Genomic DNA, 26,944 nt, shown 5'->3' with positions numbered 1-26,944 from the left:
GCCCGGTCAGCTCCGCGCCCGCTCCATCCCGGCCAGGAGGTAGCCGAGCCCCTCGGCGAACGTGGCGTCCCACTCGGGCGCGAGACCGTGCGCGGCGAGGCCGGGCCAGCCGCCCGCCCGCTCGCGCAGGAACACGTCCACCTCCTCCCCCGCGCGTTCCTGCCAGGTGACCTGCGAGATCACCGAGCCCGTGACGAAGGCGGCCAGGCTGTGCGCGGCGCCACCGGGGGCGGGGAATCCGGCCGCGATCAGGGTCTGGAACAGGAACTCGGTGCGGGCCAGGGCGTTCGGGCCGAGGAGCGGGCGATCGAGGACGGTCGCCGACCACGGGTGACGCAGCAGGGCCGACCGCCAGGCGCCCATGAGCGCGCGCACCGGCTCGTGCCAGGGCTCGCCCGGCCGCGCCGCCGGCAGCGGCGCCTCTCCGAAGACCGCGTCGAGTGCCAGGTCGAGGACGTCCTCCTTGGTCCTGACGTGCCAGTAGAGCGTGGTCGAGCCGGTGCCGAGCCGCTCGGCCAGCCGGCGCATGGTCAGCCCGGTCACGCCCTCCTCGTCGAGCAGCGCGACCGCCTCGGCCACGATCCGCTCCAGCGTCAGCGTCTGCCTGGGCGCCCTGCGCGGACGCGACCACACGTTCTCCACGCCGCCGATAATACGTTGTACGCCGACCGGATCGATGGTCTAGTAATGGAACGACGATCGAGAGGGGCGGCGGCTTGGGGCACATCGAGGTGAGCGATCTGACGTACCTGCTGCCGGACGGGCGGCCGCTGCTGCTGGAGGCGTCGTTCAAGGTGGGCGACGGGGCCAAGGCGGCGCTCGTCGGCCCGAACGGCGGCGGCAAGACGACGCTGCTGCGGCTGATCGCGGGCGAGCTGCGACCGGACGGCGGGCGGGTGGCGAGCAGCGGCGGCATCGGGGTGATGCGGCAGTTCCTCGGCGAGGGCACCGTTCACGACCTGCTGCTCGGCGTCGCGCCCCGGCGGGTGCGGCAGGCCGCCGCGGACGTCGAGTCGGCCGCCGCGGCGCTGGCCAGGCGCGACGACGAGCCCGCGCAGCTCGCCTACGCCCAGGCGCTCGCCGACTACGCCGACGCGGGCGGCTACGCGCTGGAGGTCGTGTGGGACGTCTGCGCGGACGCGGCGCTCGGGCTGCCGTACGAACGGGTCGCCGGCCGCGGCCTCGGCACGCTGTCCGGCGGCGAGCAGAAGCGGCTCATGCTGGAGGCGCTGCTGCGCGGCCCCGACGAGGTGCTGCTGCTGGACGAGCCGGACAACTATCTCGACGTGCCGGCCAAGCAGTGGCTGGAGCGGGCGATCCGCGACTCGGCCAAGACCGTGCTGCTCGTCTCGCACGACCGGCAGCTGCTCGCCGAGGCAGCCGACCGCATCGTCACCGTCGAGGGGCGTACGGTGTGGGTGCACGGCGGCGGCTTCGCCACCTACGGCGAGGCGCGGCGGCGGCGCGCGGAGCGGTTGGAGGACCGGCGGCGGCGCTGGGAGGACGAGCGGGCCAGGCTGCGCCGCCTGGCGCACACGCTGCGGCAGCGCTCGGCGCACAACGACGCGCTGGCCGGGGCCTACCGGTCGGCGCTCACCAGGCTGGAGCGCTTCGAGCGCGAGGGCCCGCCGCGCCGGGCGCCGAAGGAGCAGAACGTACGCATGCGGCTGCGCGGCGGGCGCACCGGCAAGCGGGCCGTGACGTGCGAGGAGCTGGAGCTGACCGGGCTGCTGCGGCCGTTCTCGGCCGAGATCCACTACGGCGAGCGCGTCGGCGTCCTGGGCCTCAACGGCACCGGCAAGTCGCACTTCCTGCGGCTGCTGGCCGGCGAGCCGATCGCGCACACCGGCGCGGCCCGGCTCGGCGCGCGGGTCGTCCCCGGATATTTCGCCCAGACCCATCTGCGGCCCGACCTGCGGGGCCGGCCGATCGCCGAGCTGATCATGGCCGAGCACGCGCTGACCCGCAACGACGCCATGGCCGCCCTCGCCCGCTACGAGCTGGCCCCGGCGGGCGGGCAGGCGTTCGAGACGCTCTCGGGCGGCCAGCAGGCGCGGCTGCAGATCCTGCTGCTGGAGCTGTCGGGGGCCACGCTGCTGCTGCTCGACGAGCCGACCGACAACCTCGACCTGGCCAGCGCGGAGGCGCTGCAGCGGGGGCTGGAGGGGTTCGAGGGGACGGTGCTGGCGGTCACGCACGACCGCTGGTTCGCCCGCGACCTCGACCGGCACCTGATCTTCCGCGCGGACGGCGGGGTGCGGGAGTCCGCGGAGCCGGTGTGGGACGCCTGAGTCAGACCGGCTGGCGGCGCAGGGCGGTGACCGTCATGGTCTCGTCCACGGCCTCGGGCGCGAGCACGTGGTCGAGCACCATCACCGCGCACCCGCTGATGCCCGCCTGCGCGCCCAGCCTGCTCGGCTCGATGCGCAGCCGCCGGGTGGCGAGCGCCGTGGAGCGGCGGTAGACGACCTCGCGGATGCTCGACACCAGCGGCCCGAACGCCTCGGCCACGTCGCCGCCGAGCACCACGATCGACGGGTTGAGAATGTTGACCGCGCCGGCCAGCACCTCGCCGATGCGGCGGCCGGCCGTGCGCACCATGGCCATGGTCTCGGCGTCGCCGGCGCGGACCAGCGCGGTGACGTCGGCGATGGTCCTGACGTCCTTGCCGGCCGCGCGCAGCTCGCGCAGCAGCGCGGTGCCGCTGGCCACGGAGTCGACGCAGTCGGTGTTGCCGCAGCGGCACAGCACGCCGCCGCCGTCGAGCACGGGGATGTGGCCGATCTCGCCGGCCGCGCCGAGCGCGCCGCGCAGGATGCCGCCGCCGGCGATGACGCCCGCGCCGATCCGCGTGGACACCTTCACGAACATGAGGTCGCCGACGTCGGGGTAGAGGCCGCGGTGCTCACCTATGGCCAGCACGTTGACGTCGTTGTCGACCAGCACGGGGACGGGGAAGCGGGCCTGGATGACCGGCGGGATCACCACGCCGGTCCACGAGGCCATCACGCGGGCGCTCTCGGTGCGGCCCTGCGCGAACTCGACCGTCGCCGGCACGCCCATGCCCACGCCGCGGATCAGCTCGCGCGGGCGGTCGCCGAGCAGGTCGTCCCAGGTGTCCATGAGCAGCGGCAGCACGACGCCGGGGCCCTCCTCGACGTCCACCTGGAACTCGCGGCCGTCCAGCTCGCGCCCGGCCAGGTCGCAGACGGCGACGCGGGTGCGGGTCGCGCCGAGCGCGGCCACCAGCACCAGGCCGCCGCCGGCGTTGAACTCCAGCCGGACGGGCGGCCGGCCGCCGGTCGAGGGAGCGTCGGTGCGCTCCACGACCAGGCCGCGTTCGAGCAGCTCGGCGACGCGCAGCTGCACCGCGGGGCGCGACAGGCCGGTGACGCGGCCGAGGTCGGCCCGCGTCACGGCCTCACCGGTGCGGATGAGGCGGAGCACCTCGCCGCTCGTGGCGAGGTTCGCGGCGGTACGACGGGACATCGGCCAAGTGAACCACACCCGCTTGTGTAATGGAAACTCCAGACTTTCTTATCTCAGATGCCAAAACTCTGCTTGTGCACAACCCAAACTCTCGTTAGTGTCCGTTGTGTCCTCGCATTGGAAGATCTTCGGAGCTCGACACCGTGTCCACCTCTCCAGCAGCAGGCCCCGTCCACACCGCTGACCTCGTCGTCTTCGGCGGCACCGGCGACCTGTCCATGCGCAAGCTGCTGCCCGCCCTGTACCACTGCGACAGGGACGGCCGGCTCTCCCCCGAGACCCGCGTGATCGCCATGTCCCGCGGCGGGCTCGCCGACGCCGACTTCCGCGGCAAGGTGGACGCCGAGGTACGCGACTCCGTCCCCGTGGACGACCCCGCCGTGTGGCAGCGCTTCCTGGGCCGGCTGCACCACGTGTCGGTGGACGTCGGCGCCCCGGGCCACCCCGGCTGGCGCCACCTGGCCGAGCTGCTCGCCCCGCACGAGGACCGTGACCGGGTGTTCTACCTCGCCAGCCCGCCCCGCACGTTCGGCCCCTTCTGCCGCGAGCTCGCCGAGGCCGGCCTGGTGACGCCGCGCTCGCGCGTGGTGCTGGAGAAGCCGCTCGGCCACGACCTGCCGAGCGCGCAGCGCATCAACGACGAGGTCGGCGCCATCTTCGACGAGCGCCAGATCTTCCGCATCGACCACTACCTGGGCAAGGAGACCGTCCAGAACCTGCTGGTTCTGCGGTTCGCCAACGCCTTCCTGGAGCCGATCTGGAACTCCCTGTGGATCGACCACGTCCAGATCACCGCCGCCGAGACCGTCGGCACGCCGGGCCGGCGCGGCTACTACGACCACGCGGGCGCGCTGCGCGACATGGTGCAGAACCACCTGCTCCAGCTCCTCACGCTCACCGCGATGGAGCCGCCCGCGCAGAACGACCGTGAGGCCATCCGCGACGAGAAGGTCAAGGTGCTGCAGGCGTTGCGGCCCATCACGGGCACCGAGGCCGACCGGTTCACCGTGCGCGGCCAGTACGTCGGCGCCGGCGACGTGCCCGGCTACCTCGACGAGCCCGGCTCGACGCCGCCCACCGAGTCCTCGCGGCGGGTGGAGACCTTCACCGCGATCCGGGCCGAGATCAGGAACTGGCGCTGGGCCGGGGTGCCGTTCTACCTGCGCACCGGCAAGCGCATGCCGTACCGGCGCTCGGAGATCGTGGTGCAGTTCAAGGACGTGCCGCACTCCATCTTCCCCGGCGGCAGCCCGAACCGCCTGGTGCTGCGCCTGCAGCCGGAGGAGGGCATCGAGCTGCACCTCATGGCCAAGGAGCCGGGCGCGGGCGAGGTGACGCTGAAGCCGGTGCCGATGTCGCTGAGCTTCGGCAAGACGTTCACCGCCCGCGTGCCCGAGGCGTACGAGCGGCTGCTGACCGACGTGCTGGCCGGCAACCCCACTCTCTTCATGCGGCGTGACGAGGTCGAGGCCGCCTGGCGTTGGATCGATCCGATCCTGGACGCCTGGCGGGCCGCCCCCGCGCTGCCCGAGCCCTATCCCGCCGGCACGACCGGCCCCGCCGGAGCCCACGAACTGCTCGGCCGCAGCGGTCGTGCGTGGCACGAGGAGGAACTGTGAACCCCGCCAAGAACCCGCACATGAACGCCGTCGTCCAGGAGGTCACCGACCGCATCGCCGAGCGCAGCGCCGCCAGCCGGGCGAACTACCTGGCGCGGATCCGCCGCGACGGCGAGGCGGCGCGCGCCAAGGGCCCGGCCCGCGCCCACCTCGGCTGCGCCAACCTGGCCCACGGCTTCGCCGCCGCGCCCGAGGCGGACAAGCCGGCGCTGCGCGGCTCGGCCAAGCCGGGCGTGGCCATCGTGACCAGCTACAACGACATGCTCTCCGCGCACCAGCCGTACGAGACCTACCCGCCGGAGCTGAAGGCGGCGGTGCGCCAGGCCGGCGGCGTGGCGCAGGTCGCGGGCGGCGTGCCGGCCATGTGCGACGGCATCACGCAGGGCCGTCCCGGCATGGAGCTGTCGCTCTACAGCCGCGACGTGATCGCCATGGCGACGGCGATCGCGCTCTCGCACGACATGTTCGACTCCTCGCTGCTGCTGGGCGTGTGCGACAAGATCGTGCCGGGCCTGTTCATCGGGGCACTGCACTTCGGGCACCTGCCGGCGATCTTCGTGCCGGCCGGGCCGATGACCTCCGGCCTGCCGAACAAGGTCAAGGCGCGCACCCGCCAGCTCTTCGCCGAGGGCAAGGTCGGCCGGGACGAGCTGCTGGACGCCGAGGCGAAGTCGTACCACTCCCCCGGCACCTGCACCTTCTACGGCACCGCCAACTCCAACCAGGCGCTGATGGAGGTCATGGGCCTGCACCTGCCGGGCTCGACGTTCGTCAACCCGCACACCGAGCTGCGCCACGCGCTGACCGCGGCGGCCGGGCGGCGGGCGGTGGAGATCACCGCGCACGGCGCCGAGTACACCCCGATCGGCGAGCTGGTGGACGAGCGGAGCGTCGTCAACGCCTGCGTGGCGCTGCTGGCCACCGGCGGCTCCACCAACCACACGCTGCACCTGGTCGCCATGGCGGCCGCCGCCGGGATCGTCCTGACCTGGGACGACCTCGCCCGCCTGTCCGGGGTCGTGCCGTCGCTCACCAAGATCTACCCCAACGGCCAGGCCGACGTGAACCACTTCCGCGAGGCCGGCGGCATGCAGGTGCTCATCGGCGACCTGCTGGACGCGGGCCTGCTGCACGGCGACGTCATGACGGTGGCCGGGCCGGGACTGGACCGTTACCGCGAGGCCCCCGAGCTGGTGGACGGCGAGCTGGTGTGGTCGCCGGTCACCGGCGGCAGCAAGGACCTCGACGTGCTGCGGCCGGTCGCCGAGCCGTTCTCGGCGGACGGCGGGATCCACATGGTCGAGGGCAACCTGGGCCGGGCGGTCAGCAAGGTGTCGGCGGTCAAGCCCGAGCACCTGGTGATCGAGGCGCCCGCCAAGGTCTTCGACGACCAGCTCGACCTGCTGAAGGCGTTCGAGGCGGGCGAGCTGGACGGGCAGGACTTCGTGGCGGTCATCCGCTACCAGGGGCCGAGCGCGAACGGCATGCCGGAGCTGCACAAGCTGACCCCGCCGCTGGCGGTGCTGCTGGACCGCGGCCAGCGGGTGGCGATCGTCACCGACGGCCGCATGTCGGGCGCGTCGGGCAAGGTGCCGGCGGCCATCCACCTGTCGCCCGAGGCGGCCGACGGCGGCCCGATCGCGCTGGTGCGCGAGGGCGACCTGATCCGCCTGGACTCGGCGGCCGGGACGCTGGAGCTGCTGGTGCCGGCCGAGGAGCTGGCCCGGCGCGCGCCCGAGGGCCGGCCGCTGAGCGACGCGCAGTGGGTGGGCACCGGGCGGGAGCTGTTCGCCGCGTTCCGCCGGATGGCGGGCCACGCCGAGCAGGGCGCGGGGATCTTCGGCGTGAGCGGCGCCGAGTCGCCGCACCACGGCCCGGGGCTCGGCTTCCCCGCCGAGGCCGGCGCTTCCCACCTGGAGACGGGCGTCTCGGTCGGCGCCCGTCCGGCCGGACTGCCACGGTGACGTGTTTTATGACGGTACGGTGCTATATGTCCGCTTGGCGGACAATGACCGCTCATCACCCAGAACGTGCTCACGATCCCCTCTGGGACTCCGTGAGCGTCCATGGCATCCTTCGGAGGATGGCGAGCGATCTTGACGCCGCCCTGACCACCGGAGGTGCGCGGTGAGTGCCTTTGACCTTCCCTGGCTCGTCGCCGACGTCGGGGGGACCAACGCCCGCTTCGGGCTGGTCACCTCGCTGGACGAGCCGCCGTCGCACGTCGCGGTCCTGGCGGGGGCCGACCACCCCACCCTGCCCGACGCCGTGGCCGCCTACCTCGGGCAGCACGCGGGCGGGGCGCGGCCGGGGGCGGCCTGCCTGGCCCTCGCGGGACCGATCGACGGCGACCACTACCGGCTCACGAACTCGGCCTGGGCCGGATCCGTCCGCGACCTCGGCGTGCCCTACGCCAGGCTGCTCAACGACTTCGAGGCGCTGGCTCTGTCGCTGCCGCACCTGGGCGGCGACGACCTGGTGCCGCTCGGCGGGCCGGAGCCCGCGCACGGCGTCAAGGCCGTGCTCGGCCCCGGCACCGGGCTCGGCGTGAGCGCCCTCGTCCCGACCGAGCACGGCTGGACGCCGGTCCCCGGCGAGGGCGGGCACGTCACCGTGCCGGTCGTGGACGAGCGGGAGCTGGAGGTCGTCCGGGTCCTGCGGGCGCGGGGGCTGCCGCACGTGGTGGCCGAGCACGTGCTGTCGGGACCCGGCCTGGTCCGGCTGCACCGGGCGCTGGCCGAGGTCAACGGCGTGAGCGCGCCCGAGCTGTCGGCCGCCGACATCGTGGCCAGGCTGGACGACTCGCTGTGCGCGGAGACGGTGGAGGTGTTCTGCGGCCTGCTGGGCAGCTTCGCGGGGAACGTCGCGCTGACGCTGGGCGCGCGGGGCGGGGTCTACCTGGGCGGCGGGGTGCTGCCCAGGATCGTGGAGCGGGTGCGGGCCAGCGGCTTCCGCGCACGCTTCACCTCCAACCCTGATATGTCGGCATATTTGGAGGGCATCGGGACGTCGCTCATCGTCGCCCCGCAGCCCGCACTGACGGGCGCGGCGGCCTGGCTCAGCCAGCGCGCCCGCCGGGAACTGGTGAGCTGAGGACGGCCACCGGCCCGTCCCTTGACCTGGGGGCGACCGCCGGTCTGTCCTTTGACCTGAGGACGGCCACCGGTCCGTCCCCTGACCTGGGGGCGACCGCCGGTCTGTCCTTTGACCTGAGGGCGACCACCGGTCCGTCCCCTGACCTTGAGGACGGCCGCCGGTCCGTCCGTGAACTGATGCGGCCCGCCGCCGGCGGCGGTGGGCCGATGAGGAGAGAAGACCGCATGAGCTTGCTCGATCTGGCCCCCGTGATCCCCGTCGTGGTGATCGAGGACGCCGCGACCGCCGTGCCGCTGGCCCGGGCGCTGGTCGCCGGCGGCCTGCCGGCCATCGAGGTGACCCTGCGCACCCCGGCCGCCCTCGAGGCCATCGCGCGCATCGCCGCCGAGGTGCCGGAGGCCACGGTGGGCGCGGGCACCGTACGCACCGCCGAGGACATCGCCGCGTCGGCCGCGGCCGGGGCCCGTTTCCTGGTCTCGCCGGGGACCACGCCGTCGCTGGTCGAGGCGCTGGAGGCGAGCGGGGTGCCGTACCTGCCCGGGGCGGCCACCGTGTCGGAGGTCATGGCGCTGGCCGAGCGGGGGATCAAGGAGCTGAAGTTCTTCCCCGCGGAGGCGGCGGGCGGCGTGCCGTACCTGAAGGCCCTGTCGGGGCCGCTCCCCGACGTGCGCTTCTGCCCGACCGGCGGCATCCGCGCCACGACCGCCGCCGACTACCTGGCGCTGCCGAACGTCGGCTGCGTCGGCGGCACCTGGCTCACTCCGGTCGACGCCCTGGAGGCGGGCGACTGGGCCCGCGTCGAGAAGCTCGCCGCCGAGGCCGCGGCCCTGCGCCCCTGACCCACCGGCGCCGCACGCGTACGGGCCCGGCTACTGGCCCGGCTGGTCACCAGGGCACCACGCCGGCGCCGTCGAACAGGCCGCCGGTCGGCCCGTCGTCCGGCAGCGTGGCCAGCCGGATGGCGGCCGCCGCGCCCTCCCGTGCCGTCGCGGTCCCGTGGAAGGCGTTGAGGTCGGTCGCCACGTAGCCGGGGCAGGCGTTGTTGATGAGGATGCCGGTCCCGGCCAGCTCTTTGGCGTACTGGATGGTGACGGCGTTGAGCATCGTCTTCGACGGCGTGTACGCCCCGCTGATCGGCCCGAGTTCCACGCCGGGCGTGGTCTGCAGGGTCAGGGACGCGACGTGGCTGGACAGGTTGACGATGCGTGGCGCGGCCGAGCGGCGCAGCAGCGGCAGCATGGCGTTGATGACCCGGACGACGCCGATGACGTTCGTCTCCAGGGCCGCCCGCACGGTGGCGGGGTCGAGCGCGGTGGGCCGCTGCTGCGGGCCGCCCGTGATGCCGGCGTTGTTGACCAGCACGTCGAGCCGGCCGGCGCGCTCCTCCAGCAGCCGGACGGCGGCCGCCACGCTCGCGTCGTCGGTCACGTCGAGCGGCACGCCGAAGGCGTCCGCGCCGTCCGCGCGCAGTTTCGCCACGGCCTCCTCCCGCCGCCGCTCGTCGCGGGCGCCGACGCCGACGCTCCATCCCAGCGCGCCGAGGCCGGCCGCGATCTCGTACCCGATTCCCTTGTTGGCGCCGGTGACCAGCGCGATCGTCTGTTCGGTCATGGCTCCGATCGTGGCCGCCGGCCGGGCGCCGGGCCAACACCGACCGGGTACGGCAGCGATACCTCACGGGTATCGATCGCCCGGATAGCCTGGGGACGTGGAGACGCGGGAGCTGCGTTATTTCGTCGCCGTCGCCGAGGAGCTGCACTTCGGCCGGGCCGCCGAGCGCCTGGGGATCGCCCAGCCGCCGCTGTCGCGGACCGTCATGCGGCTCGAACGGCGGCTCGGGGTGAAGCTGCTGGAGCGGTCGAGCCGCAGGGTCACGCTCACCCCCGCCGGGTCGGTGCTCCTGGCCGAGGGCCGGACGATCCTCGCCGCGCTGTCGGCCGCCGAGCGCCGGGCCAGGGAGGCGGCGGCGGACGAGCCGCGCCTGATCCTCGCCACCAAGGCGGGCGCGTCCGGGGAGCTGCTGGCGAAGCTGCTCGACGCCTACGCCGCCGAGCCCGGCGCGGTCACCGTCGACCTGCTGCTGTGCGAGTCCCAGCAGCAGCAGCGCCTCCTGCGTGACGGCGAGGCCGACGCGGCGCTGCTGCACCTGCCCTTCGACTCGGTCGCGGGGTTCGACACCGAGACCCTGTGCACCGAGGGACAGGTCGCGGTCCTGCCCGCCGGGCATCCGCTGACCGCCCGGCCCCGGCTCATGTCGGCGGAGGTCGCCGCGCTGCCGGGGCTGCCGCAGGCGCGCTGGCCGGGGCCGGACGGCTCCTACCCCGAGGGGCCCGGCCCCGAGGTGCGGAGCCTGACGCAGCTGCTCCAGATGGTCGCGCTCGGCCGCGCGAGCGTGATCCTGCCCGAGTCCGTCCGGGCGAACCTGCGCCCCGACCTCGCCACCGTCCCCGTGGTGGACGCGCCGCCCGTGACGACGGTGATCGCCTGGCCGCCGCACAGCCGCTCCCGGGCGCTCGCCCACCTGGTCCGCGTGGCGACCGGCCGCTGAGCCACGTCGCCGGCGAGGAGCCGGTGCTGCGGGCGGCGCCGGCCCGGGCTGTGCCGTACGTGGCGCTGATCGCCGGCCGGGCGCGCGGCATCGGAGCCAGAACGCCCGGGGAGGTGGCCGTCTCGGTCTACGCCGAGCTCATCAAATTACGCTGACCTGGGTATTTGGAGACGCGGCCGCCGGGGTAGGCCAAGGAGGGTCAAGCCGCAGTCTCGGGGAAGCCCCCTCTTGCTCGCGGAGAGCGAAGGGACATTCATGCTCACGCAAACGGCCGGCCAGGAGCCACCGCTCGCCGACGACCGCCCGGTGTCGCACCCGGGGAGCCTGGAGAGGGGGATCGACATCCTCCTCGCGCTCAGCGGGGCGCGGCAGCCGGTCAGCCTCGCGCAGCTCTGCCGCAGCACCGGCCTGCCCAAGTCCACCGCCCACCGCATACTCGGCGTGCTGTGCGGGCGGGGGCTGGCCAGGCGGGCGGGCACCGGCTACCTGCCCGGCGACCTGCTGGAGGTGCTCGCGGGCGGGCCGGAACGCGGTCCGGGCGCGCGGCGGGCGGTGCTGCCCTACCTGCTCTACCTGTACGAGACCACCCGGCAGACGGTGAACCTGGCCGTGCCCTCCGGCCTGGAGGCCCGCTACGTCGAGCGGCTGTACGGCCACGACCGGGTCGCCTCCCCCTCCGACGCCACGGACCGCGCGCCGCTGCACTGCACGGCCACCGGCAAGACGCTGCTGGCCTTCGACGCCGGGCTGCGGCAGGAGTTCCTGGCGCGCGGCGCGTTCGAACGGCTGACCGGCCGCACGATCACCACGCTGGCGGGGCTGGAGCGGGAGCTGGCCCAGGTGCGGCGGCACGGGGTGGCGTACGCGCGGGAGGAGTTCGCCGAGGGCGTGTCGTGCGTGGCCGCGCCGGTCTTCGGGCCGGCGTTCGGCTCGCCGGGCGGGCGGATCCGCATGGCCGTGGGCGTGGCCGCGCCCGCGTACGGCGTGCCCCTGGGGCGGCTCGCCATCGCGGTGCGCGGGGCCGCGCAGGCGATCTCGGCGGCGCTGCTCGGCGAGCAGACGTCCCGATGACCGGAACGCCGCGGGGCCCCGCGGCCGGAAGCGTTCCACTGACCGAAACCCCGCGTTGCGGGCGGGCCTGGCGGCGCGATCACATGAGCGGCATGGACCTCCTTCCCGCTCCGGCCACCCCGGAGGCGCCCGCGGTCCGCTGGGCCAGGGCCCGCACGGCCCCGGACCCGCGGGCGCCGGTGGAACGTTCCACTGGGCGGGAGGGCGCGCGTGCCTAGGGGGCTGCCCAGGGCGGGCATGCTGCAGAGCCTGCGGCTCTCGGCCGCGCTCGTCCCGCCGTGGGCGCCGCACACGCTCCCCGGACGCGACCCGCTGCGGGCCCGTCCCCTGCTCGCCACCCTGGAGTCCCGGTACGGCGGCCGTCCCGTGTTCGTCCGCGGCCGGCGCGGCCCCGCCCTGCTGGTGCTGTCCCGGCGCGACGCGCTGCGCGTGCTGGTCGAGGAGCGCGAGGTCTACGCCGCCGGCGTCGAGGCCGGGCTGGAGGCGTGCATGCAGGAGCGTCCCTTCGGGCTGCCCGCCGACGTGCTGCGCCCGGCGTTCATCGAGATCGCCCGCGCCGAGGCCGCCGAGCTGACCAGCGGCGTGGTGGACTTCGACCGGCTCGACGCGCGCTGGCAGCGCGTGGCCCGCCGCTGCGTCTACGGCGACGGCGCGGCCGGCGACGAGGAGCTGACCCGGCTGCTGACCCGCCTCACGCGGGCCGGCCGGCGGCGCGCCAGGCGGCGCAGGGAGCTGCTGTCCGGCCGCTACGACACCCGCATCCTCGACCACCTGCGACGGGCCGAGCCCGGCAGCCTGGCCGGGCTGATCGCCGAGACCCCCGGCGAGGCCGAGTCGCGGGGGCTCATGCAGGCCGCCTACTGGCTCATGGGGCTCGGCGTCGTCTCGGCCGCGCTGATGCAGACGCTCGCGCTGCTGTCCACGCACCCGGCGCACCGCAAGGCGGCCCGCGCCGACCCCGAGCACCTGCGGGCCTGCCTGCGCGAGGCGCTGCGGCTGTGGCCGCCGGTGCCGGCGCTGTCCCGGGTGACCGCCGCCGAGACCCACTGGTACGGCGCCACCCTGCCCGCCGGCACCCCCGTGCTCGTCCCGCTGGCGGTGCACCAGCGCAGCGCGCGGCTGCCGTACGCCGACTCCTTCGCGCCGGAGATCTGGCTGAACGGCACCGCCGCCGACGAGTGGTGGGCCCGTCCCGGCTGCGACGCCATGCACCTGACGCTGGCCGTCGGCACCGCGTTCCTGGCCGCGGTGCTGCGGGAGGCCAAACCCAAGCCGATCGGGCGGCTGTTGTCCCCGCACCGCCCGATCCCCCACACCGCCGACCCCGCCCGGCTGCGCGTCCGGATGCGCCAGGCGCGCCGCAAGCCCAGCCGTTCCTGAGGCCATGCCTGCTCAGCGCCAGTGGCCTACGGAGGGCCCCTTCCTCCGTTAGAGTCTGGGGTACGAAACGGCATGCCGGGCGGAGGTTCGGTTCGGTTTGGGACGGGATGACCACGGCGAGAGGACGGCGACTTTGGGGCGCTCCGCAGGCACTCCGCTGAAGCCGGAAGACCCGCCGGCGATCGGTTCCTACGAGCTGGTCAGCCGTCTCGGCACCGGCGGCATGGGGGTCGTCTACCTCGCCAAGGCCGCCGACGGCTCCAGGGTGGCGCTCAAGGCCATCCGGCGCGACTACACCGCCGACCCGGTCTACCGGGCGCGCTTCCACGAAGAGGTGTCCAACGCGCGCAAGGTGGCCTCGTTCTGTACGGCGCGGGTGCTCGACCACGGCGAGGACCGCGGCGTGCTCTACCTCGTCACCGAGTACATCGACGGCATCTCGCTGGAGGACCACCTCATCGAGCACGGCGCGCTGTCGCCGTCGGTGCTGCACGCCGCCGCCGTCGGCGTCGCCGCCGCGCTCACCGCCATCCACGCCGCCGGGCTCGTGCACCGCGACCTCAAGCCGGCCAACGTCATGCTGACGCTGGCCGGGCCGCGGGTCATCGACTTCGGGCTGGCCCGCTCGACGCACGTCAACGCCCGGCACACCAACGCCGGCATGGTCATGGGCACGCCCGGCTGGATCGCTCCCGAGCAGGTCTTCGAGGGCCGCACCAGCCCGGCGGGCGACGTGTTCGCCTGGGGGTCGCTGATCGCGTACGCGGGGCTGGGCGGGCATCCGTTCGGCGAGGGGGACGCGTACGTCATGGCGGCGCGGGCCCGTACCGCGCCGCCCGACCTGCGGGGGCTGCCCGCGCCGCTCGACCGGCTGGTGGCGGCGGCCATCCACCCCGACCCGTCGCGGCGGCCGACGGCGCGACAGTTGCTGCTGGAGCTGGTGGAGGCCTCCGACGAGCCCGCCGCCCAGCTCGCGGCCACCAAGCACCTGACGAACGCCTGGAACGCCTCGGAGTTCGCCCCCCTCACCCAGCCCCCCGGCCCCCAGGGACACGGCGGTCAGGGACACGGCGGTCAGGGGCCTGGCGTGCAGGGACACGGCGGTCAGGGGCCTGGCGTGCAGGGACACGGCGGTCAGGGGCCTGGCGTGCAGGGACACGGCGGTCAGGGGCCTGGCGTGCAGGGACCTGGTCCTCAAGGACCTCAGGGGCTTGGGGCACAAGGGCCCGGCCCGCAGGGGCCCGGCGCTGTGCCGCCGGCCGAGCGCACGGGGCCGTCACCGCACGGGGTGCCGCCCGCGGAACGCACCGGGCCCACCCCTGGCATGCAGCCGCCGCCCGCCGAGCGCACCGGCCCCACCCCCGGAAGCAGCCGGGGGCCGCACGTGCCTCCCCAGGGCGCCCCGATCCCCCAGCACGCCCAGATCCCGCCGCAGGGGTCCCCGGCGCAGGGGGCGCCAGTGCAAGGAGTCCCACCGCAAGGAGCTCCAGCGCAGGGGTCCCCGCCGCAAGGAGCCCCGATGCAAGGGGTCCCGCCGCAGGGAGCGCCGATGCAGCAGGTGCCGCCGGGGGGCTCACCGCACCCCGGCGCCGCCGTGCCGCCCGGAGCGTCCGCGCATCCCGGGGCCTCCGCGCATCCCGGGACCTCCGCGCCGGCGAGCCCGGGCGCGCACCCTGGCGCGTCCGCGCACCCGGCGTCCTCCTCACAGCCGGGGGTCGCCCCGCACCCTGGCGCGCCCGTGCCGCCGGTGTCACCGGCTGAGCGGAGCGGGCCGGTGCCCGGCATGGTGCCGCCGCACGCCTCCGGGCAGGGGCAGGGCAGCCGGCGGGGTCCGAGGCCGCCCGCGCCCGGTCACAGCGGTCCGCCGCCGCACCCGGATCGCACCGGGCCGGGGCCGCTCGCCGACCACAGCGGCCAGATCCCGCACGCCGACCGTACGGGGCCGGTGCCGCACCTGGACCGCACGGGTCAGGTGCCGCACGGCGACCGTACCGGCCAGCTGCCGCACCCCGAACGAACGGGACCGGTGCCGCACGCCGACCGCACGGGACCGGTGCCGCATGTCGACCACACGGGGCCCATGCCGCGGATTGACCGGACGGGGCCGGTGCCGGGAGGGATGGTGCCGCCGCATCAGACCGGGCAGATGCCGCTCCCCCGTCACCCCCGCGGCAACCAGGGGCCGCTGCCGCATCACGGGACCACCGGGCAGGGGCCGTTGCCGGGCTACCCCCAGCCCCGCAGGAAGCGGAGCATCGCCACCGGCTGCCTGACCGCGCTGGTGGTGGCGGCCGTCCTGGCGGTGCTGATCCTGGCCGCCCTCGCGTGGCTGTTCCGCGGCGGCCCGGAGGCCGGCGCCGACGGTCAGGTGCAGGACGGCAAGCTGCGCTTCTCCGTGACCGGCACGACGTGCCAGAAACCGGCGAAGGCCGCCGCGAAGCGCACCTGCCGGGTCGGCGTCCAGGTGGACAACGTGGGCCCCGACGCCCGCGTCCTCTATCCGAGCCAGCAGAAGCTGGTCGTCGAGGACGACGAGGCGCACGGCGGGGTCAGGTTGCTCGACGCCGCCGGCAAGGAGATCACCCCGATCCGGATCGAGTCGGGCGGGGCGTTCACCGGGACGCTGGTGTTCGACCTGCCGAAGAAGAGCAAGCCGGTCGGCCTGGAGGTCCACGACTCGGGCCTCAGCTCCGGCGCCCGCATCACGCTCGTCTGAGCCACCGAGGTCCAGACGGGGCTCGTCAGAAGCCCTCGGACGGGGAGACCCGGCCTTCCAGAGGGACGCCTTCGGCGTAGCGGCGCACGTTGTCCTCGACCCGCTCGGCCAGGCCGCGCCAGTAGGCGGCGGGCGGGTTCGCGCTGTGCGGGGTGATGAGGACGTTGTCCATGGTCCAGAGCGGGTGCCCGTCGGGGAGCGGCTCGGGGTCGGTGACGTCGAGGGCGGCCCCGCCGATGCGGCCCTCGCGCAGCGCGGCCACCAGGTCGTCGGTGACGACGAGGCCGCCGCGGGCGACGTTCACCAGCCAGGCGCCTGGACGCATGAGCGCGAACTCGCGGGCCCCGAACATGCCGCGGGTGCGGGGCGTGAGCGGCGCGGCGACCACGACGTAGTCGGCCTCGGGCAGCGCCTCGCGGAAGCGGTCGCGGGGCAGGACCCGGGCCGCGCCGGGCGCGTCGCCGCGGTCGGTGACGGCGATCACCGGGCAGCCGAACGGCTCCAGCAGCGGCACGAGCGCCCGCCCGATGCCGCCGTGGCCGACGACGGCGACGGTCGAGCCGGCGAACACCGCCGAGCCTTTCGGGCTCCAGCTCGTGGCCCTGGCGTACCGGGGCAGGTCGCGGGCGGCGGCCAGCATGAGCGCGAGGGTGTGCTCGGCGACCTGGGGGCCGTACGAGCCGGTGGCGGCGGTGAAGACCGGCTCGTCGGTGATCACCCCGGCGGCGGCCATGCGCTCGACGCCCGCGCTCGGCAGTTGCACCCACCGGATCCGCTCGCCGATCATGCCGCGCAGCTCGGCGGGGTCGCCGCTGCCGTAGTAGACGAGCGCCTCGGCCTCCTCCAACGGCACGACGCGCCCGCCGCCGCGGCGGACGGCCTCGACGAGGGCGGGCACGGGCTCGGGGCCGACGTGGACGGCGACGGTCATCGGAAAAACCTCCTGGTCGTACGGGCTCAGCGGTGCACGGTCTCGCCCGAGGAGGCGAACGCGGCCAGCGCCCGGTCAAGGCCGGCCCGGTCGGGCAGCCCGGAGTTGTCGTCGGCGCACTGCACGACCAGCGCCGCCACGGCCGCCGCCTCGCGCAGGCACACCTCGTACGGTTCCCCGCGCAGCAGCCCCGACAGGAACCCGGCCGCGAACGCGTCCCCGGCGCCCACCGGATCGGTGACGGGCACGGGGAACGCCTCCTGCCGCAGCCCGGCGCAGCTCGCCGACTTGTCGCGGTGCTTGATCACGGCCAGTCCTGGCAGCCCGGCCGGGTCCACGCCGAGCAGCTCCAGCTCGTCCTCTCCGGCGAAGACCACGTCGGCGCGGGCCATGAGCGGGGCGACGCGCTCGCGCCACCGCTCGGGCGGGCCGAGCTTGAGCCGTACGTTCGGGTCGAAGGAGACCGTCGCGCCCGCCTCGCGGGCCAGGTCGAGCAGGCGGAGCGTGGCCGGGTGGGCCGTGTCGGACAACATCGGCGTGATGCCGGTGACGTGCACGAGCCGGGCGCCGCTCACCATCTCGGGCGTCAGCTCGCCGGGGGCGAGGCGGGAGGCGGCCGAGCCCGCGCGGTAGTAGGTGACGTCGATGGCCCTGGCCGGATGGCTGTCGCGCAGCAGCAGCCCGGTGGGGGCGTCCGGGTCGACGACGGCGTGCCGGGTGTCGATGCCCTCGGCGCGCAGCATGGCCAGCACCGACCTGCCGGCCGGGTCCGCGCCGACCCGGCCGAGCCAGCGGACCTCGTGGCCGAGCCTGGCGAGCCCGGCGGCGACGTTGGACTCGGCGCCGGCGATCGAGCGGCGGAAGGAGGTGGCGCGCTCCAGGGGGATGCCGGGCTCGGCCAGCATGAGCAGCATCGCCTCGCCGCAGACCACGACGCTCACGGCTGGGCCCGCAGGGGTGACCGGTGGATCATGCGTCCCTATCGTAGTACGACATCACTTTTGCCCAATCGGGTAACGCTGTCATCCAGATCCCTCCGTCACCCGTCTACCCTGAGCAACTTCCGGGTCGGGAACGGGGCTAGAGCGCGTGAGGCGTCCATTCATCATCCTGCTGGCCGCCAACGCCCTCTCCGTCACCGGGACCATGCTGTGCGTCCTCGCCGTGCCGTGGTTCGTGCTGGAGACCACGGGCAGCGCGGCGCTCACCGGGCTGGCGGCGTTCTCGGCCACGCTGCCCGTGGTGGTCGCGGCGGCGTTCGGCGGGACGCTGGTGGACCGGCTGGGGTTCCACCGGTCGAGCATGGTGTCGGACCTGATCAGCGGGCTGGTCGTGCTGACCGTGCCGCTGCTGGCACAGGGCTCGGGGCTGTCGTACCCGCTGTTGCTGGCGCTGCTGTTCCTGCGCTGGCTGGCGGCCACGCCGGGCGAGACCGCGCGCAAGGCGATGCTGCCGGAGCTGGCGGCGCTGGGTCAGGTGCGGATCGAGCGGGCGGCGGCGGCCTACGACGGGGTCTACCGCGGGGCCGCGATGGTGGGCGCGCCGCTGGCCGGGGTGCTGATCGTCTGGCTCGGCACGCACGCGCTGCTCATCGTGGACGGCGTCACGTTCCTGCTGTCGGCGGCCCTGGTGGGCACGCTGCCGCGGGCCGGCGGCGCGGCGCGGCCCGGCGGCGGGGAGGGGTACCTGCGAGGGCTGCGGTCCGGGCTCGCCTTCCTGTGGCGCGACCGGCTGCAGCTCGGCGCCACCGGGATGATCGTGGTGGTGAACATGCTGGACACGGGCGTCACGCAGGTGCTGCTGGCCCTGTACGCCAGGGACGTGGCGGGCGATCCGCGCGCGTTCGGCCTGCTGGCCGGGTCGGTGGCGGCGGGCGCGCTGGCCGGGACCGTCGCCTACGCCGCCGCCGGCGACCGGCTGCCCCGGCGGCTGACGTACGGGGTGGCGTTCCTGCTGGCCGGGGTGCCACGGGTGCTGGTGCTGGCGCTGGACGTGCCGTTCCCCGTCGCCGTCGGGGTGGCGCTGGCCTCGGGCTTCGCCGCGGGCGCGATCAATCCCATCCTGGGCGTGCTGCAGTACGACCGGATCCCGCCCGTGCTGCGGGCCCGGGTCATCGGGGCCATGACCGCCGCCGCCTACGCGGCCATGCCGGTGGGCGGGCTGCTGGCCGGGGCGCTGACGGAGCTGGCCGGGCTCCGGGCCGCCCTGCTCGCCTTCACCTGCGTCTACGCGCTGATCTCGCTGCCGCCGTTCGTCGGCAGGGCCTGGCGCGAGCTGGACTGACCCGGACGCGGGCCGGTCGCCGCCGCCCGCTCCAGCAGCAGTCTCTCGGTGATCGGCGACTCGTGGGTGCCGGGCACGGAGCACGCGTGCGCCCCCGCGAGGGCGCCGAGCCTGACGCACTCCTCCAGCGGCCGGCCGCGCAGCGTGCCGTACAGGAAGCCGGAGACGAACGCGTCGCCCGCGCCGTTGCTGTCGGCGACCGGCCCCGGCAGCGGCTCGGCGGGGAACGCCCGCACCTCGCCGGAGTCTCGGGTCAGCACGAGGCAGCCGTCGGCGCCGCGGGTACAGATCACGGTGTGGGCGCGGCCCTCGGCCAGGATGGCGCGCATCGCCGCGGCCGGGTCGGGCAGCGCCACGGCCGACAGGAACACCAGGTCGGAGCGGAGGGCGAAGTCCTTGTGGTAGTCGTCGGCGCCGTTCCAGTCGTGCAGGTCGGTGGAGATCGGCACGCCGTGGAGGTCGCCGTGGAGGTCGTCGTGGAGGTCGTCGTAGACGTGGCGGCAGAAGTCGGTGATGGAGACGTGCACGTGGCGGGCGCGCACGCCGGCGTAGGTCTCCTTCGGCAGGCGCTCCCCCGGCGTGGCCTTGGGGTCGAAGAAGGAGGTGCGCCGGCCGTCGGGGCCGACGAGCAGCACGCTCCTGCGGGTGCCTGCCTCGGCGTGGCCGTAGGAGCAGGCGAGGTCGCGCAGCGCGTGCCGGATCAGCGCGCCCTGCGGGTCGTCGCCGATCAGGTCGGCGAAGGCGACGTCGAGGCCGAGGGCGTGGCAGCCGAGCGCGACGCCCGCCCCGGTGTTGCCGATGCGGTCGACGACCGGCGGGACCTGGTAGGTGTCGCGGTAGGGAAGCGGCAGCTCGGGGACGTACACGGTGGTGTCGACACCGGCGCCGCCCAGGACGAGGACGTCGCGCGTCATCGGTTGACCAGCGGCCCTGAGCCGGTGGAGCCGCGCACGACCAGCTCGGGCTGGTAGATCAGCTCGACGTGCTTGGCGGGCGCGCCGTTGACCTCCTCCAGCAGCGTCTGCACCGCCGCCGAGGCCATCGCTCCTATCGGTTTGCGCACCGTCGTCAGCGGCGGGTCGGTGAACGCGATGAGCGGCGAGTCGTCGAACCCGACCACCGACACCTCGCCGGGCACCGCGAGGCCCTTCTCCCTGCAGGCGCGGATCGCGCCCAGCGCCATGAGGTCGCTGGCGCACACGATGCCGGTGCAGCCGCGCGCCAGCAGTTGGGTGGCCGCCGCCTGGCCGCCCTCCACCGAGAACAGCGAGTGCGCGATCAGGTCGTCGACGTCGGTCGCGCCGAGGAGCTGGGCCATCGTCTGCTTGAATCCCTCGATCTTCCTGATGACCGGCACGAACCTGCGCGGGCCGAGCGCCAGCCCGATGCGCTCGTGCCCGAGGTCGACCAGGTGCTGCACGGACAGCCGGACCGCCATGCGGTCGTCGGGCGAGATGAAGGGCGCGTCGATGTGCTCGCTGTAGCCGTCGACCAGCACGATCGGCAGGCCGCGGTCGGTGAGGCGAGTGTAGCGGTCCATCCTCGCGGTGGTGTCGGCGTGCAGCCCGGAGACGAACACGATGCCGCTCACCCCGCGGTCGACCAGCAGCTCGGTGAACTCGTCCTCGGGCGCGCCGCCGGGGAGCTGGGTGCACAGCACCGGCGTGTAGCCGTGCTGGGTCAGCGCCTTCTCGATGGCCTGCGCGAACGCCGGGAAGATCGGGTTGTCCAGCTCGGGCGTCACCAGGCCGACCAGCCCGTTGCTGCGCTGGCGCAGGCGGGGCGGGCGTTCGTAGCCCATGAGGTCGAGCGCGGTCATGACCGACTGGCGGGTGGTCGCGGAGACCCCTGGCTTGCCGTTGAGCACCCGGCTGACGGTGGCCTCGCTCACCCCGGCCTGGGCGGCGATGTCGGCAAGGCGAGCGTGACCATTCATGTGAACTACTTTACTTTCCACCCTGCCGCCGAATCCGCTGCTCCGGGGCACCCGAGGCGGGCACGAGCCGGCCTCCCCCCTGCGTCCCGACCATGAAAGCCGTTTCTGCAACTTTACGCAAGTCCTTTGCAGGCATCAGCAATCCGGAAATATCAGTCTTCGACCGCCCAAAACTCCCGACCGAAACGGTGCGGAGGGAGATTCTTTATGTCAAGGGTGGACATCTAGCGTTAAGGCGCGATGTACTACCTCATCAATCCGTCTCGTCACAGGTGACACGCGCGCAAGGTGCAGGCCCATGAGCTCGGTCGTTCTCGACAGCGTGACCAAGGTGTATCCGGGCGACTACCTGGCCGTCGACCGGCTGAACTTACGGGCTGAAGACGGTGAGTTCCTCGTCCTGCTGGGCCCTTCGGGCTGCGGCAAGTCGACGCTGTTACGGATGATCGCCGGCCTGGAAGGCATCACCGAAGGTGAGCTGTGGCTGGACGGCGAGCTCGCCAACCACCTGCCGCCGCGCGACCGCGACGTCGCCATGGTCTTCCAGAACGGCGCCCTCTACCCGCACCGCACCGTGCGCGGCAACATCGCCTTCCCCCTGGAGATCGCCAAGTCCGACCCGGCCCTCGTGCGCGAGCGCGTGACCGAGCTGTCGAAGGTGCTGCACATCGACGAGACGCTGGACCGCCGCCCCGGCACCCTGTCCGGCGGCCAGCGGCAGCGCGTGGCGATGGGCCGGGCGATCGTCCGGCAGCCGAAGTTGTTCCTCATGGACGAGCCGCTGTCCAACCTGGACGCGGGCATGCGCACCGAGCTGCGCATGGAGATCTCGGCGCTGGTCAGGTCGCTCGGCGTCACCACCATCTACGTGACCCACGACCAGGTCGAGGCGCTGACGCTGGCCGACCGCATCGCGATACTCAATCGCGGGGTCCTGCAGGACGTCGGCACCCCGGCCCAGATTTACAACGATCCAGCCACCGCCTTCGTGGCGGCCTTCCTCAACTCCCAGCAGTTGAACCTGTTGGCGGCCACTGTCAGGACGCCGCAGAACCAGTACGTCCTGCTCGACTTCGGCCCGCACCGGCTCACCATGCCCTGGAGCGATCCCAGGGCGTACGCCATCTCGCAGCACACCGGCGGGCACGTCCTGGTCGGCATGCGGCCCGACGGGCTCGCGCCGGTGCCGGAGTCGTACGAGGGGCCGTCGTTCTTCGGGCGGGTGCGGACGCTGGAGTATCACGGGCACGAGTGGCTGGCGTACCTGGAGTGCGGCATGCCCGCCGTGCCGGTGCCCGAGCCGCCGGACCCCAGGCAGCGGCGGGCCCACGGCGCCAAGAACGGCTCCGGCGGGCTGTCGGGCCTGATGCGCCGCATGTTCGCCCCCGTGCAGGAGGCGGAGCCGCAGGAGCAGGAGCGCGTCGGAGCCGCGGGCAGCGGCATCCACCGCCGCGCGGACCTCATCGTCCGCCTCGGCAACCGGCCGGTCTGGCGCGCGGGCGACGCCGCCAAGGTCGCGGTGGACCTCTCCCGAATCATGATCTTCAAGCCGGACGGCGCCCGCATCGACCCACCCCGCCGCTGAGCCCAGGGAGTCAGGAACTCCGGCGGGGGCCGTCGGGGTCAAGCCCGACGGTGCCCGCATCGACCCGCCCCGCCGCCGGTTCAGAGACTCCAGCGGGGGCCGTCGGGGTCAAGCCCGACGGTGCCCGGATCGGCCTGTCCCGCCGCCGACGCCGCCTGGTCAGAGGCTCCAGCGGGGGCCGTCCGGGGTGTCCTCGATCTGCACGCCGCCTGCTCGCATCGCATCCCGCAGCGCGTCGGCGACGTCGTAGCTGCCCTGGCGGCGCAGCGCGGCGCGGAGGGCGAGCAGCGACTCCACCAGGTGGCCGAGGCCGGTCGAGCGGCGGCCGGAGTCGGCGGCCAGCTCGCCGAGGCGGGCGATGAGCAGCCGCATCAGCTCGCGCGCCTGGTCGACGCCGCCGGCGTCCTCCTCGGTGTCGGCGGCCCACTTGACGATCTCGGCCTCCAGGTCGAGGACGGCCTGCGCGGCCGCCACGAGGTCGGGCTCCGCCTCCGCCGCGCGGAAGCGCTCCTCGCCGGCGCGGATCGTCTCCTCCAGCGTCACCTCGGCGGGCGCGGCGGCCCGCTCCGCCGGAGGCGGTGGCAGCGGGGCGCCGCCCGCGCCGGAGGCCAGCCGGCGGAGCCCGGCGAGGTCGGTGCGGGTGCCCGCCGGCAGCACCGCCGCCGACCCCGGCAGGCGTACGGTGAGCCCGCCCCGCCCGGCGACGCGCACGCTCTCGCTCTCCAGGTCGATGACGAGCGCGGTGTGCTCGTCGATGCCGAGCACGGCGGTGCCCTCGGGCAGCTCGCGCTCCATCCGCGACAGCCGCCGCTCGCCGAGGTAGCAGTAGCGGGTGTCGTGGGTGCCGCCCTCGGCGTTGTCGAAGTGCGGGATGAGGACGGCCTGCAGCCCGAGCGGCTCCAGCAGGTCGATGCCCTCGCGCCAGTGGGGCTCGGCGCCCACCTTGTAGATCTCGTAGACGGGGACGGTGGCCAGGCCCGCCGTGCAGGCCGCCGCCGAGGCGAGCACGGTCACGCCCTGCCGGGCGCGCACCCGTGCCCGCAGGTCGCCGGCCACGCCGGACTCGGCCCAGCGCTCCAGCGCGTACGTCGGGCTCCCCGGCCCCGAGAACACCCAGTCGGCCCCCGCGATGCCCGTGCCCACCTCGACCTGGAGCCCCACGCTGTGGGCGAAGTAGCGGCGGGCGCGGGCGGAGATGTCCGCGCAGTTCTCCTGGAAGGCGTAGGGCGTGTCGAGCAGCACCGCCCGCGCCCCGGGTCGCAGCTCCCGCGTGGCGGCGCGGTGGACCTCGACCATGGTCGGGCTCGTCTCGCCCGACCCCATCAGCACCAGCACACCTGGCATGGTTGTTCGGCCCCTCTCTGTCGCACGCCCTTCGACTACAGCCGGGCTCGCCGCGCGGTTCAAGAGCGAACGCCACCTGCGCGCTGCCCGTAGTTGCGCATGGATTGCAGTAAGTTGGTGGCGATGACGGCAGGACACGTGGTCTCGGTTGAGACGCTCATGCTACGCGTGGGCACCGACAATCGCTGGTCGTACCGGCACGCCACGACCAGCCCGCGCCCCGGCGAGACCCCCGACGAGGCGGCGCGGCGGCTGGCCGGGGTGCGCGGCGACGACCCCGGCGTCGTGCTGCACTCCACGAGCTGGCGCTACGAGCCGGACGGCCGGGTCGTGCTCACGTACGCGGTGTGCCCCGATCCCGCCCCCTGGCTGCCCGCCGAACGGGCGCCCGTCCTGGAGATCGCCCGGGGCGGCGCGCCCGCGACGCCGTCGCCGGAGCGCCTCGCGCTGGCCAACGTGGTCGCGCACGCCATCAGGCACCTGGCCTTCCTCGTCGCCGAGGACCCGGTGGTGGCCCGGGCGCTGGCCCGCCATCCGCGCGTCGTACCGGCTCTATCCGGCCCGCCCGCCGGAGCCGCCGCCCCTGAGCCCGCCGCCACCGGCGCCTGAGACGGCCCGCGCGACGCGGCGGCCCCACACCTGGCCGGGCCGTTCGACGAAGTGGTAGGCGAGGGCGCTCGCCCCCAGCACCAGCGCCAGGGCGAGCGCCGCCATCGCCGCCTGCCACACCGGCTCGGCCTCCCTCAGATCGCCCGAGATCGTCGTGAAGTACTTCAGCAGCGGGTGGTGGACCAGGTAGAGCGAGTAGCTGACCAGGCCCAGCCAGACGAGCGCCCGGGGCAGCCGCCGCCCGCGCAGCGCCATCCCGGCCGCGAACGTGCCGCCCGCCAGCGCGATCGTGGTCAGCCAGACGTCGGCCTGCACCCACCACCAGCCGGTCTCGATCGCCCGCAGCGGCGCCAGCCCGACCAGCGCCGTCGTCACCGCCACCGGCCACAGCGGGCCGGCGCCCTCCTCCCAGCGGCGGATCGTGGTGCCCGCGAACATGACCGCCACCACGGCCACGCCGAGCCACGGGATGCGGCTGCTCAGCACCAGCGCGGCCAGCGCGGTCGCGCCCAGCACGCAGGCCGCCGCCGTGCGGGCCCGCCCCCACAGCACGCACGCCAGCCCGGCCGCGAACACGGCGGCCGTGACGTACGCGGGCCAGCCGCCACGCAGCAGGGGCCCGCCGATCACCAGGCCCACGGCCACGGCCCCCAGGCCGAACACCATCGTGAGCGTCCCGCTCCCCCGGTGCGCGCCGACCAGGAACAACGCGGTGACCACGAGGTAGAACACCATCTCGTACGACAGCGTCCACATGGTGTCGGCCACCCCGCCCACCCCGACCACGTCGAGCAGCATCGTGGCGTGCGCCGCCACCGCGCTCCCGTCGCGCGGCACCTCGGCGCGCACCGGCACCCACCAGGCGAGCGCCAGCACGAGCGCGGTCACCGCCAGGTAGAGCGGGTAGAGGCGGAAGAACCGGCTGATCCAGAAGGCCCGCACGTCGCCGTGCCGCTCCAGCGACGTGGGGATGATGTAGCCGCTGACCAGGAAGAACACCAGGATGCCGTAGACGCCGAGACTGAACCAGTAGGGGCGCAGGCCCGGCAGGAACCACGGCAGCAGGTGCTCGGCCACCACGGCCATCGCCCCGATGCCGCGCAGGGCGTCGAGCCAGGCCAGCCGGGTGCCGGGGCCCGCCGGGCCGCCCGAGCTGCCGGGGTCGCTGGGCACGAGCGGAGCGGTGGCTGCGGACACCCGCACCAACTTACCCGTACGGCGGGCGGTGATGCCGCCCGCTCTTCTCACTCGCTCCGGTGCCCGGTGAGCGAGGCGTGGTGGTCGGCGCCGTCCGGGCCGTAGGGGTCGGTGTGGACGGTCGCGGCCCGCAGGCGGGGCAGCTCGTGGATGAGGCGGTGCTCGGCCTCGACCGCCACCGCGTGCGCGTCCACGACCGACATGTCATGGGCGACCAGGATCTCCACCTCGGCGTGCAGGGCGTGGCCGATCCAGCGCAGCCGTACCGAGCCGACCCGCCGCACGCCCGGCACCACGGCGATGATGCCTTCCGCCGCGTCCACGAGCGTGGGGTCCACGGCGTCCATGAGGCGGTGGTAGATCTCGCGGGCCGCGTCGCGCAGGACGAAGCAGATGGCGACGGTGATCAGCAGGCCGACGACGGGGTCGGCGACCGGGAAGCCGAGCGCGGCGCCGCCCGCGCCGAGCAGCACGGCGAGCGAGGTGAAGCCGTCGGTCCTGGCGTGCAGGCCGTCGGCGACCAGGGCCGCCGAGCCGATCTCCCTGCCGACCCTGATCCGGTAGCGGGCCACCCACTCGTTGCCGAGGAATCCGACCACCGCGGCGCCGGCCACCCAGCCGACGGCACGGATGTCCTGGGGGTGGAGCAGGCGCTGGACGGCCTCGTACCCGGCGAGGGCGGCGGAGACGGCGATGATCGCGACGATAACGATGCCCGCCAGGTCCTCGGCGCGGCCGTAGCCGTAGGTGAAGCGGCGGGTGGCGGCGCGGCGGCCGACCGAGAACGCGATGGCCAGCGGTACGGCGGTGAGGGCGTCGGCGAGGTTGTGCAGGGTGTCGCCGAGCAGCGCCACCGAGCCGGAGGCCACGACGATGACCGCCTGGACGGCCGCGGTGACCATCAGCACGGCGAAGGAGACGGCGAGGACCCGCATGCCGCGGCTGCTGGACTCCAGGGCGGTGTCGGTCTTGTCGGCGCTGTCGTGACTGTGCGGCGTCACGACGTGCGCGATGCTCCTCGCCAGCCTCCTCAGCCCGTGCCCATGCCCATGCCCATGACCGTGCCCGTGCCCGTGCCCGTGGTCATGGCCGGAGTTCGGCTGGTGAGCCATGGCATCCCTCGCTCGCGCAGGTCGTCAC

The 26,944-nt window shown here is 74.5% G+C and carries 22 protein-coding genes; 12 read left to right on the top strand and 10 right to left on the bottom strand.

Annotated features, from left to right (window positions below; genetic code table 11):
- Positions 1-6: 6 nt before the first annotated feature.
- Positions 7-642 (bottom strand): TetR/AcrR family transcriptional regulator C-terminal domain-containing protein, encoded by a 636-nt coding sequence (locus AC27IY_RS26590; protein ID WP_487179504.1) that lies wholly within the window; start codon positions 640-642, stop codon positions 7-9.
- Between the two features lie 74 nt (positions 643-716).
- On the opposite strand from AC27IY_RS26590, the gene AC27IY_RS26585 reads away from it, so the two are divergent.
- Positions 717-2,291: an ABC-F family ATP-binding cassette domain-containing protein gene (locus tag AC27IY_RS26585; RefSeq protein ID WP_487179503.1), complete on the top strand. Its 1,575-nt coding sequence runs from the start codon at positions 717-719 to the stop codon at positions 2,289-2,291.
- 1 nt (position 2,292) lies between these two features.
- On the opposite strand, the gene AC27IY_RS26580 is transcribed toward AC27IY_RS26585, so the two are convergent.
- Positions 2,293-3,489: an ROK family transcriptional regulator gene (locus AC27IY_RS26580; RefSeq protein WP_344219132.1), complete on the bottom strand. Its 1,197-nt coding sequence runs from the start codon at positions 3,487-3,489 to the stop codon at positions 2,293-2,295.
- A gap of 143 nt (positions 3,490-3,632) precedes the next feature.
- Between AC27IY_RS26580 and zwf the strand changes: the two genes are divergently transcribed.
- The 4 genes from zwf to eda all read left to right on the top strand — a co-directional run bounded on the left by zwf (position 3,633) and on the right by eda (position 9,043).
- Positions 3,633-5,108, top strand: coding sequence for a glucose-6-phosphate dehydrogenase (gene zwf / locus AC27IY_RS26575; RefSeq protein WP_344219134.1), 1,476 nt, complete (start codon positions 3,633-3,635; stop codon positions 5,106-5,108).
- A 20-nt stretch (positions 5,109-5,128) separates the two neighbouring features.
- Positions 5,129-7,072, top strand: a complete 1,944-nt coding sequence (gene edd / locus AC27IY_RS26570) for a phosphogluconate dehydratase (RefSeq protein ID WP_423472585.1) — start codon at positions 5,129-5,131, stop codon at positions 7,070-7,072.
- A 163-nt stretch (positions 7,073-7,235) separates the two neighbouring features.
- The gene (gene glk / locus AC27IY_RS26565; RefSeq protein ID WP_423470619.1) at positions 7,236-8,201 is read left to right on the top strand and encodes a glucokinase; all 966 of its coding nucleotides are present in this window, start codon (positions 7,236-7,238) and stop codon (positions 8,199-8,201) included.
- A 227-nt stretch (positions 8,202-8,428) separates the two neighbouring features.
- Positions 8,429-9,043 (top strand): bifunctional 4-hydroxy-2-oxoglutarate aldolase/2-dehydro-3-deoxy-phosphogluconate aldolase, encoded by a 615-nt coding sequence (gene eda / locus AC27IY_RS26560; protein WP_487179502.1) that lies wholly within the window; start codon positions 8,429-8,431, stop codon positions 9,041-9,043.
- 46 nt (positions 9,044-9,089) lie between these two features.
- On the opposite strand, the gene AC27IY_RS26555 is transcribed toward eda, so the two are convergent.
- Positions 9,090-9,815, bottom strand: coding sequence for an SDR family NAD(P)-dependent oxidoreductase (locus AC27IY_RS26555; protein WP_487179501.1), 726 nt, complete (start codon positions 9,813-9,815; stop codon positions 9,090-9,092).
- 97 nt (positions 9,816-9,912) lie between these two features.
- Here AC27IY_RS26555 and AC27IY_RS26550 point away from each other — a divergent pair, with 97 nt between their 5' ends.
- The 4 genes from AC27IY_RS26550 to AC27IY_RS26535 all read left to right on the top strand — a co-directional run bounded on the left by AC27IY_RS26550 (position 9,913) and on the right by AC27IY_RS26535 (position 15,919).
- Positions 9,913-10,752: a LysR family transcriptional regulator gene (locus tag AC27IY_RS26550; RefSeq protein ID WP_487179500.1), complete on the top strand. Its 840-nt coding sequence runs from the start codon at positions 9,913-9,915 to the stop codon at positions 10,750-10,752.
- A 255-nt stretch (positions 10,753-11,007) separates the two neighbouring features.
- Positions 11,008-11,823: an IclR family transcriptional regulator gene (locus AC27IY_RS26545; protein WP_371247148.1), complete on the top strand. Its 816-nt coding sequence runs from the start codon at positions 11,008-11,010 to the stop codon at positions 11,821-11,823.
- A 210-nt stretch (positions 11,824-12,033) separates the two neighbouring features.
- Positions 12,034-13,203, top strand: a complete 1,170-nt coding sequence (locus AC27IY_RS26540) for a cytochrome P450 (RefSeq protein WP_487179499.1) — start codon at positions 12,034-12,036, stop codon at positions 13,201-13,203.
- A gap of 133 nt (positions 13,204-13,336) precedes the next feature.
- The gene (locus tag AC27IY_RS26535) at positions 13,337-15,919 is read left to right on the top strand and encodes a serine/threonine-protein kinase (protein ID WP_487179498.1); all 2,583 of its coding nucleotides are present in this window, start codon (positions 13,337-13,339) and stop codon (positions 15,917-15,919) included.
- A 25-nt stretch (positions 15,920-15,944) separates the two neighbouring features.
- Here AC27IY_RS26535 and AC27IY_RS26530 read toward each other — a convergent pair whose 3' ends face one another.
- Entirely contained in the window at positions 15,945-16,850 is a 906-nt protein-coding gene (locus AC27IY_RS26530) for a D-isomer specific 2-hydroxyacid dehydrogenase family protein (protein WP_487179497.1), read from the bottom strand.
- Between the two features lie 26 nt (positions 16,851-16,876).
- Positions 16,877-17,791 (bottom strand): sugar kinase, encoded by a 915-nt coding sequence (locus tag AC27IY_RS26525; protein WP_364452318.1) that lies wholly within the window; start codon positions 17,789-17,791, stop codon positions 16,877-16,879.
- Positions 17,792-17,939: 148 nt separating this feature from the next.
- On the opposite strand from AC27IY_RS26525, the gene AC27IY_RS26520 reads away from it, so the two are divergent.
- Complete coding sequence (locus tag AC27IY_RS26520; RefSeq protein ID WP_487179496.1) at positions 17,940-19,133, top strand: MFS transporter; 1,194 nt, start codon at positions 17,940-17,942, stop codon at positions 19,131-19,133.
- Here the strand turns inward: AC27IY_RS26520 and AC27IY_RS26515 are convergent.
- Together AC27IY_RS26515 and AC27IY_RS26510 are read right to left on the bottom strand one after the other, a co-directional pair.
- Positions 19,076-20,047, bottom strand: a complete 972-nt coding sequence (locus AC27IY_RS26515; RefSeq protein WP_423448531.1) for a carbohydrate kinase family protein — start codon at positions 20,045-20,047, stop codon at positions 19,076-19,078. The genes AC27IY_RS26520 and AC27IY_RS26515 overlap by 58 nt on opposite strands.
- Positions 20,044-21,069: a LacI family DNA-binding transcriptional regulator gene (locus tag AC27IY_RS26510; RefSeq protein ID WP_344215105.1), complete on the bottom strand. Its 1,026-nt coding sequence runs from the start codon at positions 21,067-21,069 to the stop codon at positions 20,044-20,046. The genes AC27IY_RS26515 and AC27IY_RS26510 overlap by 4 nt, the downstream gene beginning before the upstream one ends.
- 298 nt (positions 21,070-21,367) lie before the next feature.
- On the opposite strand from AC27IY_RS26510, the gene AC27IY_RS26505 reads away from it, so the two are divergent.
- Entirely contained in the window at positions 21,368-22,654 is a 1,287-nt protein-coding gene (locus tag AC27IY_RS26505) for an ABC transporter ATP-binding protein (RefSeq protein WP_371247144.1), read from the top strand.
- Positions 22,655-22,813: 159 nt separating this feature from the next.
- Here the strand turns inward: AC27IY_RS26505 and AC27IY_RS26500 are convergent, their stop codons facing one another.
- Positions 22,814-23,998: a type 1 glutamine amidotransferase family protein gene (locus AC27IY_RS26500; protein WP_487179495.1), complete on the bottom strand. Its 1,185-nt coding sequence runs from the start codon at positions 23,996-23,998 to the stop codon at positions 22,814-22,816.
- A gap of 123 nt (positions 23,999-24,121) precedes the next feature.
- Here AC27IY_RS26500 and AC27IY_RS26495 point away from each other — a divergent pair, with 123 nt between their 5' ends.
- Entirely contained in the window at positions 24,122-24,607 is a 486-nt protein-coding gene (locus AC27IY_RS26495) for an NUDIX hydrolase (protein ID WP_371247143.1), read from the top strand.
- Here AC27IY_RS26495 and AC27IY_RS26490 read toward each other — a convergent pair.
- Positions 24,551-25,804 (bottom strand): acyltransferase family protein, encoded by a 1,254-nt coding sequence (locus AC27IY_RS26490; RefSeq protein ID WP_487179494.1) that lies wholly within the window; start codon positions 25,802-25,804, stop codon positions 24,551-24,553. The genes AC27IY_RS26495 and AC27IY_RS26490 overlap by 57 nt on opposite strands.
- Positions 25,805-25,851: 47 nt before the next feature.
- Complete coding sequence (locus tag AC27IY_RS26485) at positions 25,852-26,805, bottom strand: cation diffusion facilitator family transporter (protein ID WP_487179493.1); 954 nt, start codon at positions 26,803-26,805, stop codon at positions 25,852-25,854.
- Positions 26,806-26,944 lie beyond the last annotated feature (139 nt).

It is taken from the genome of Nonomuraea sp. B208, assembly GCF_057536035.1.
This window is presented reverse-complemented; position numbering and strand designations above follow the sequence as displayed.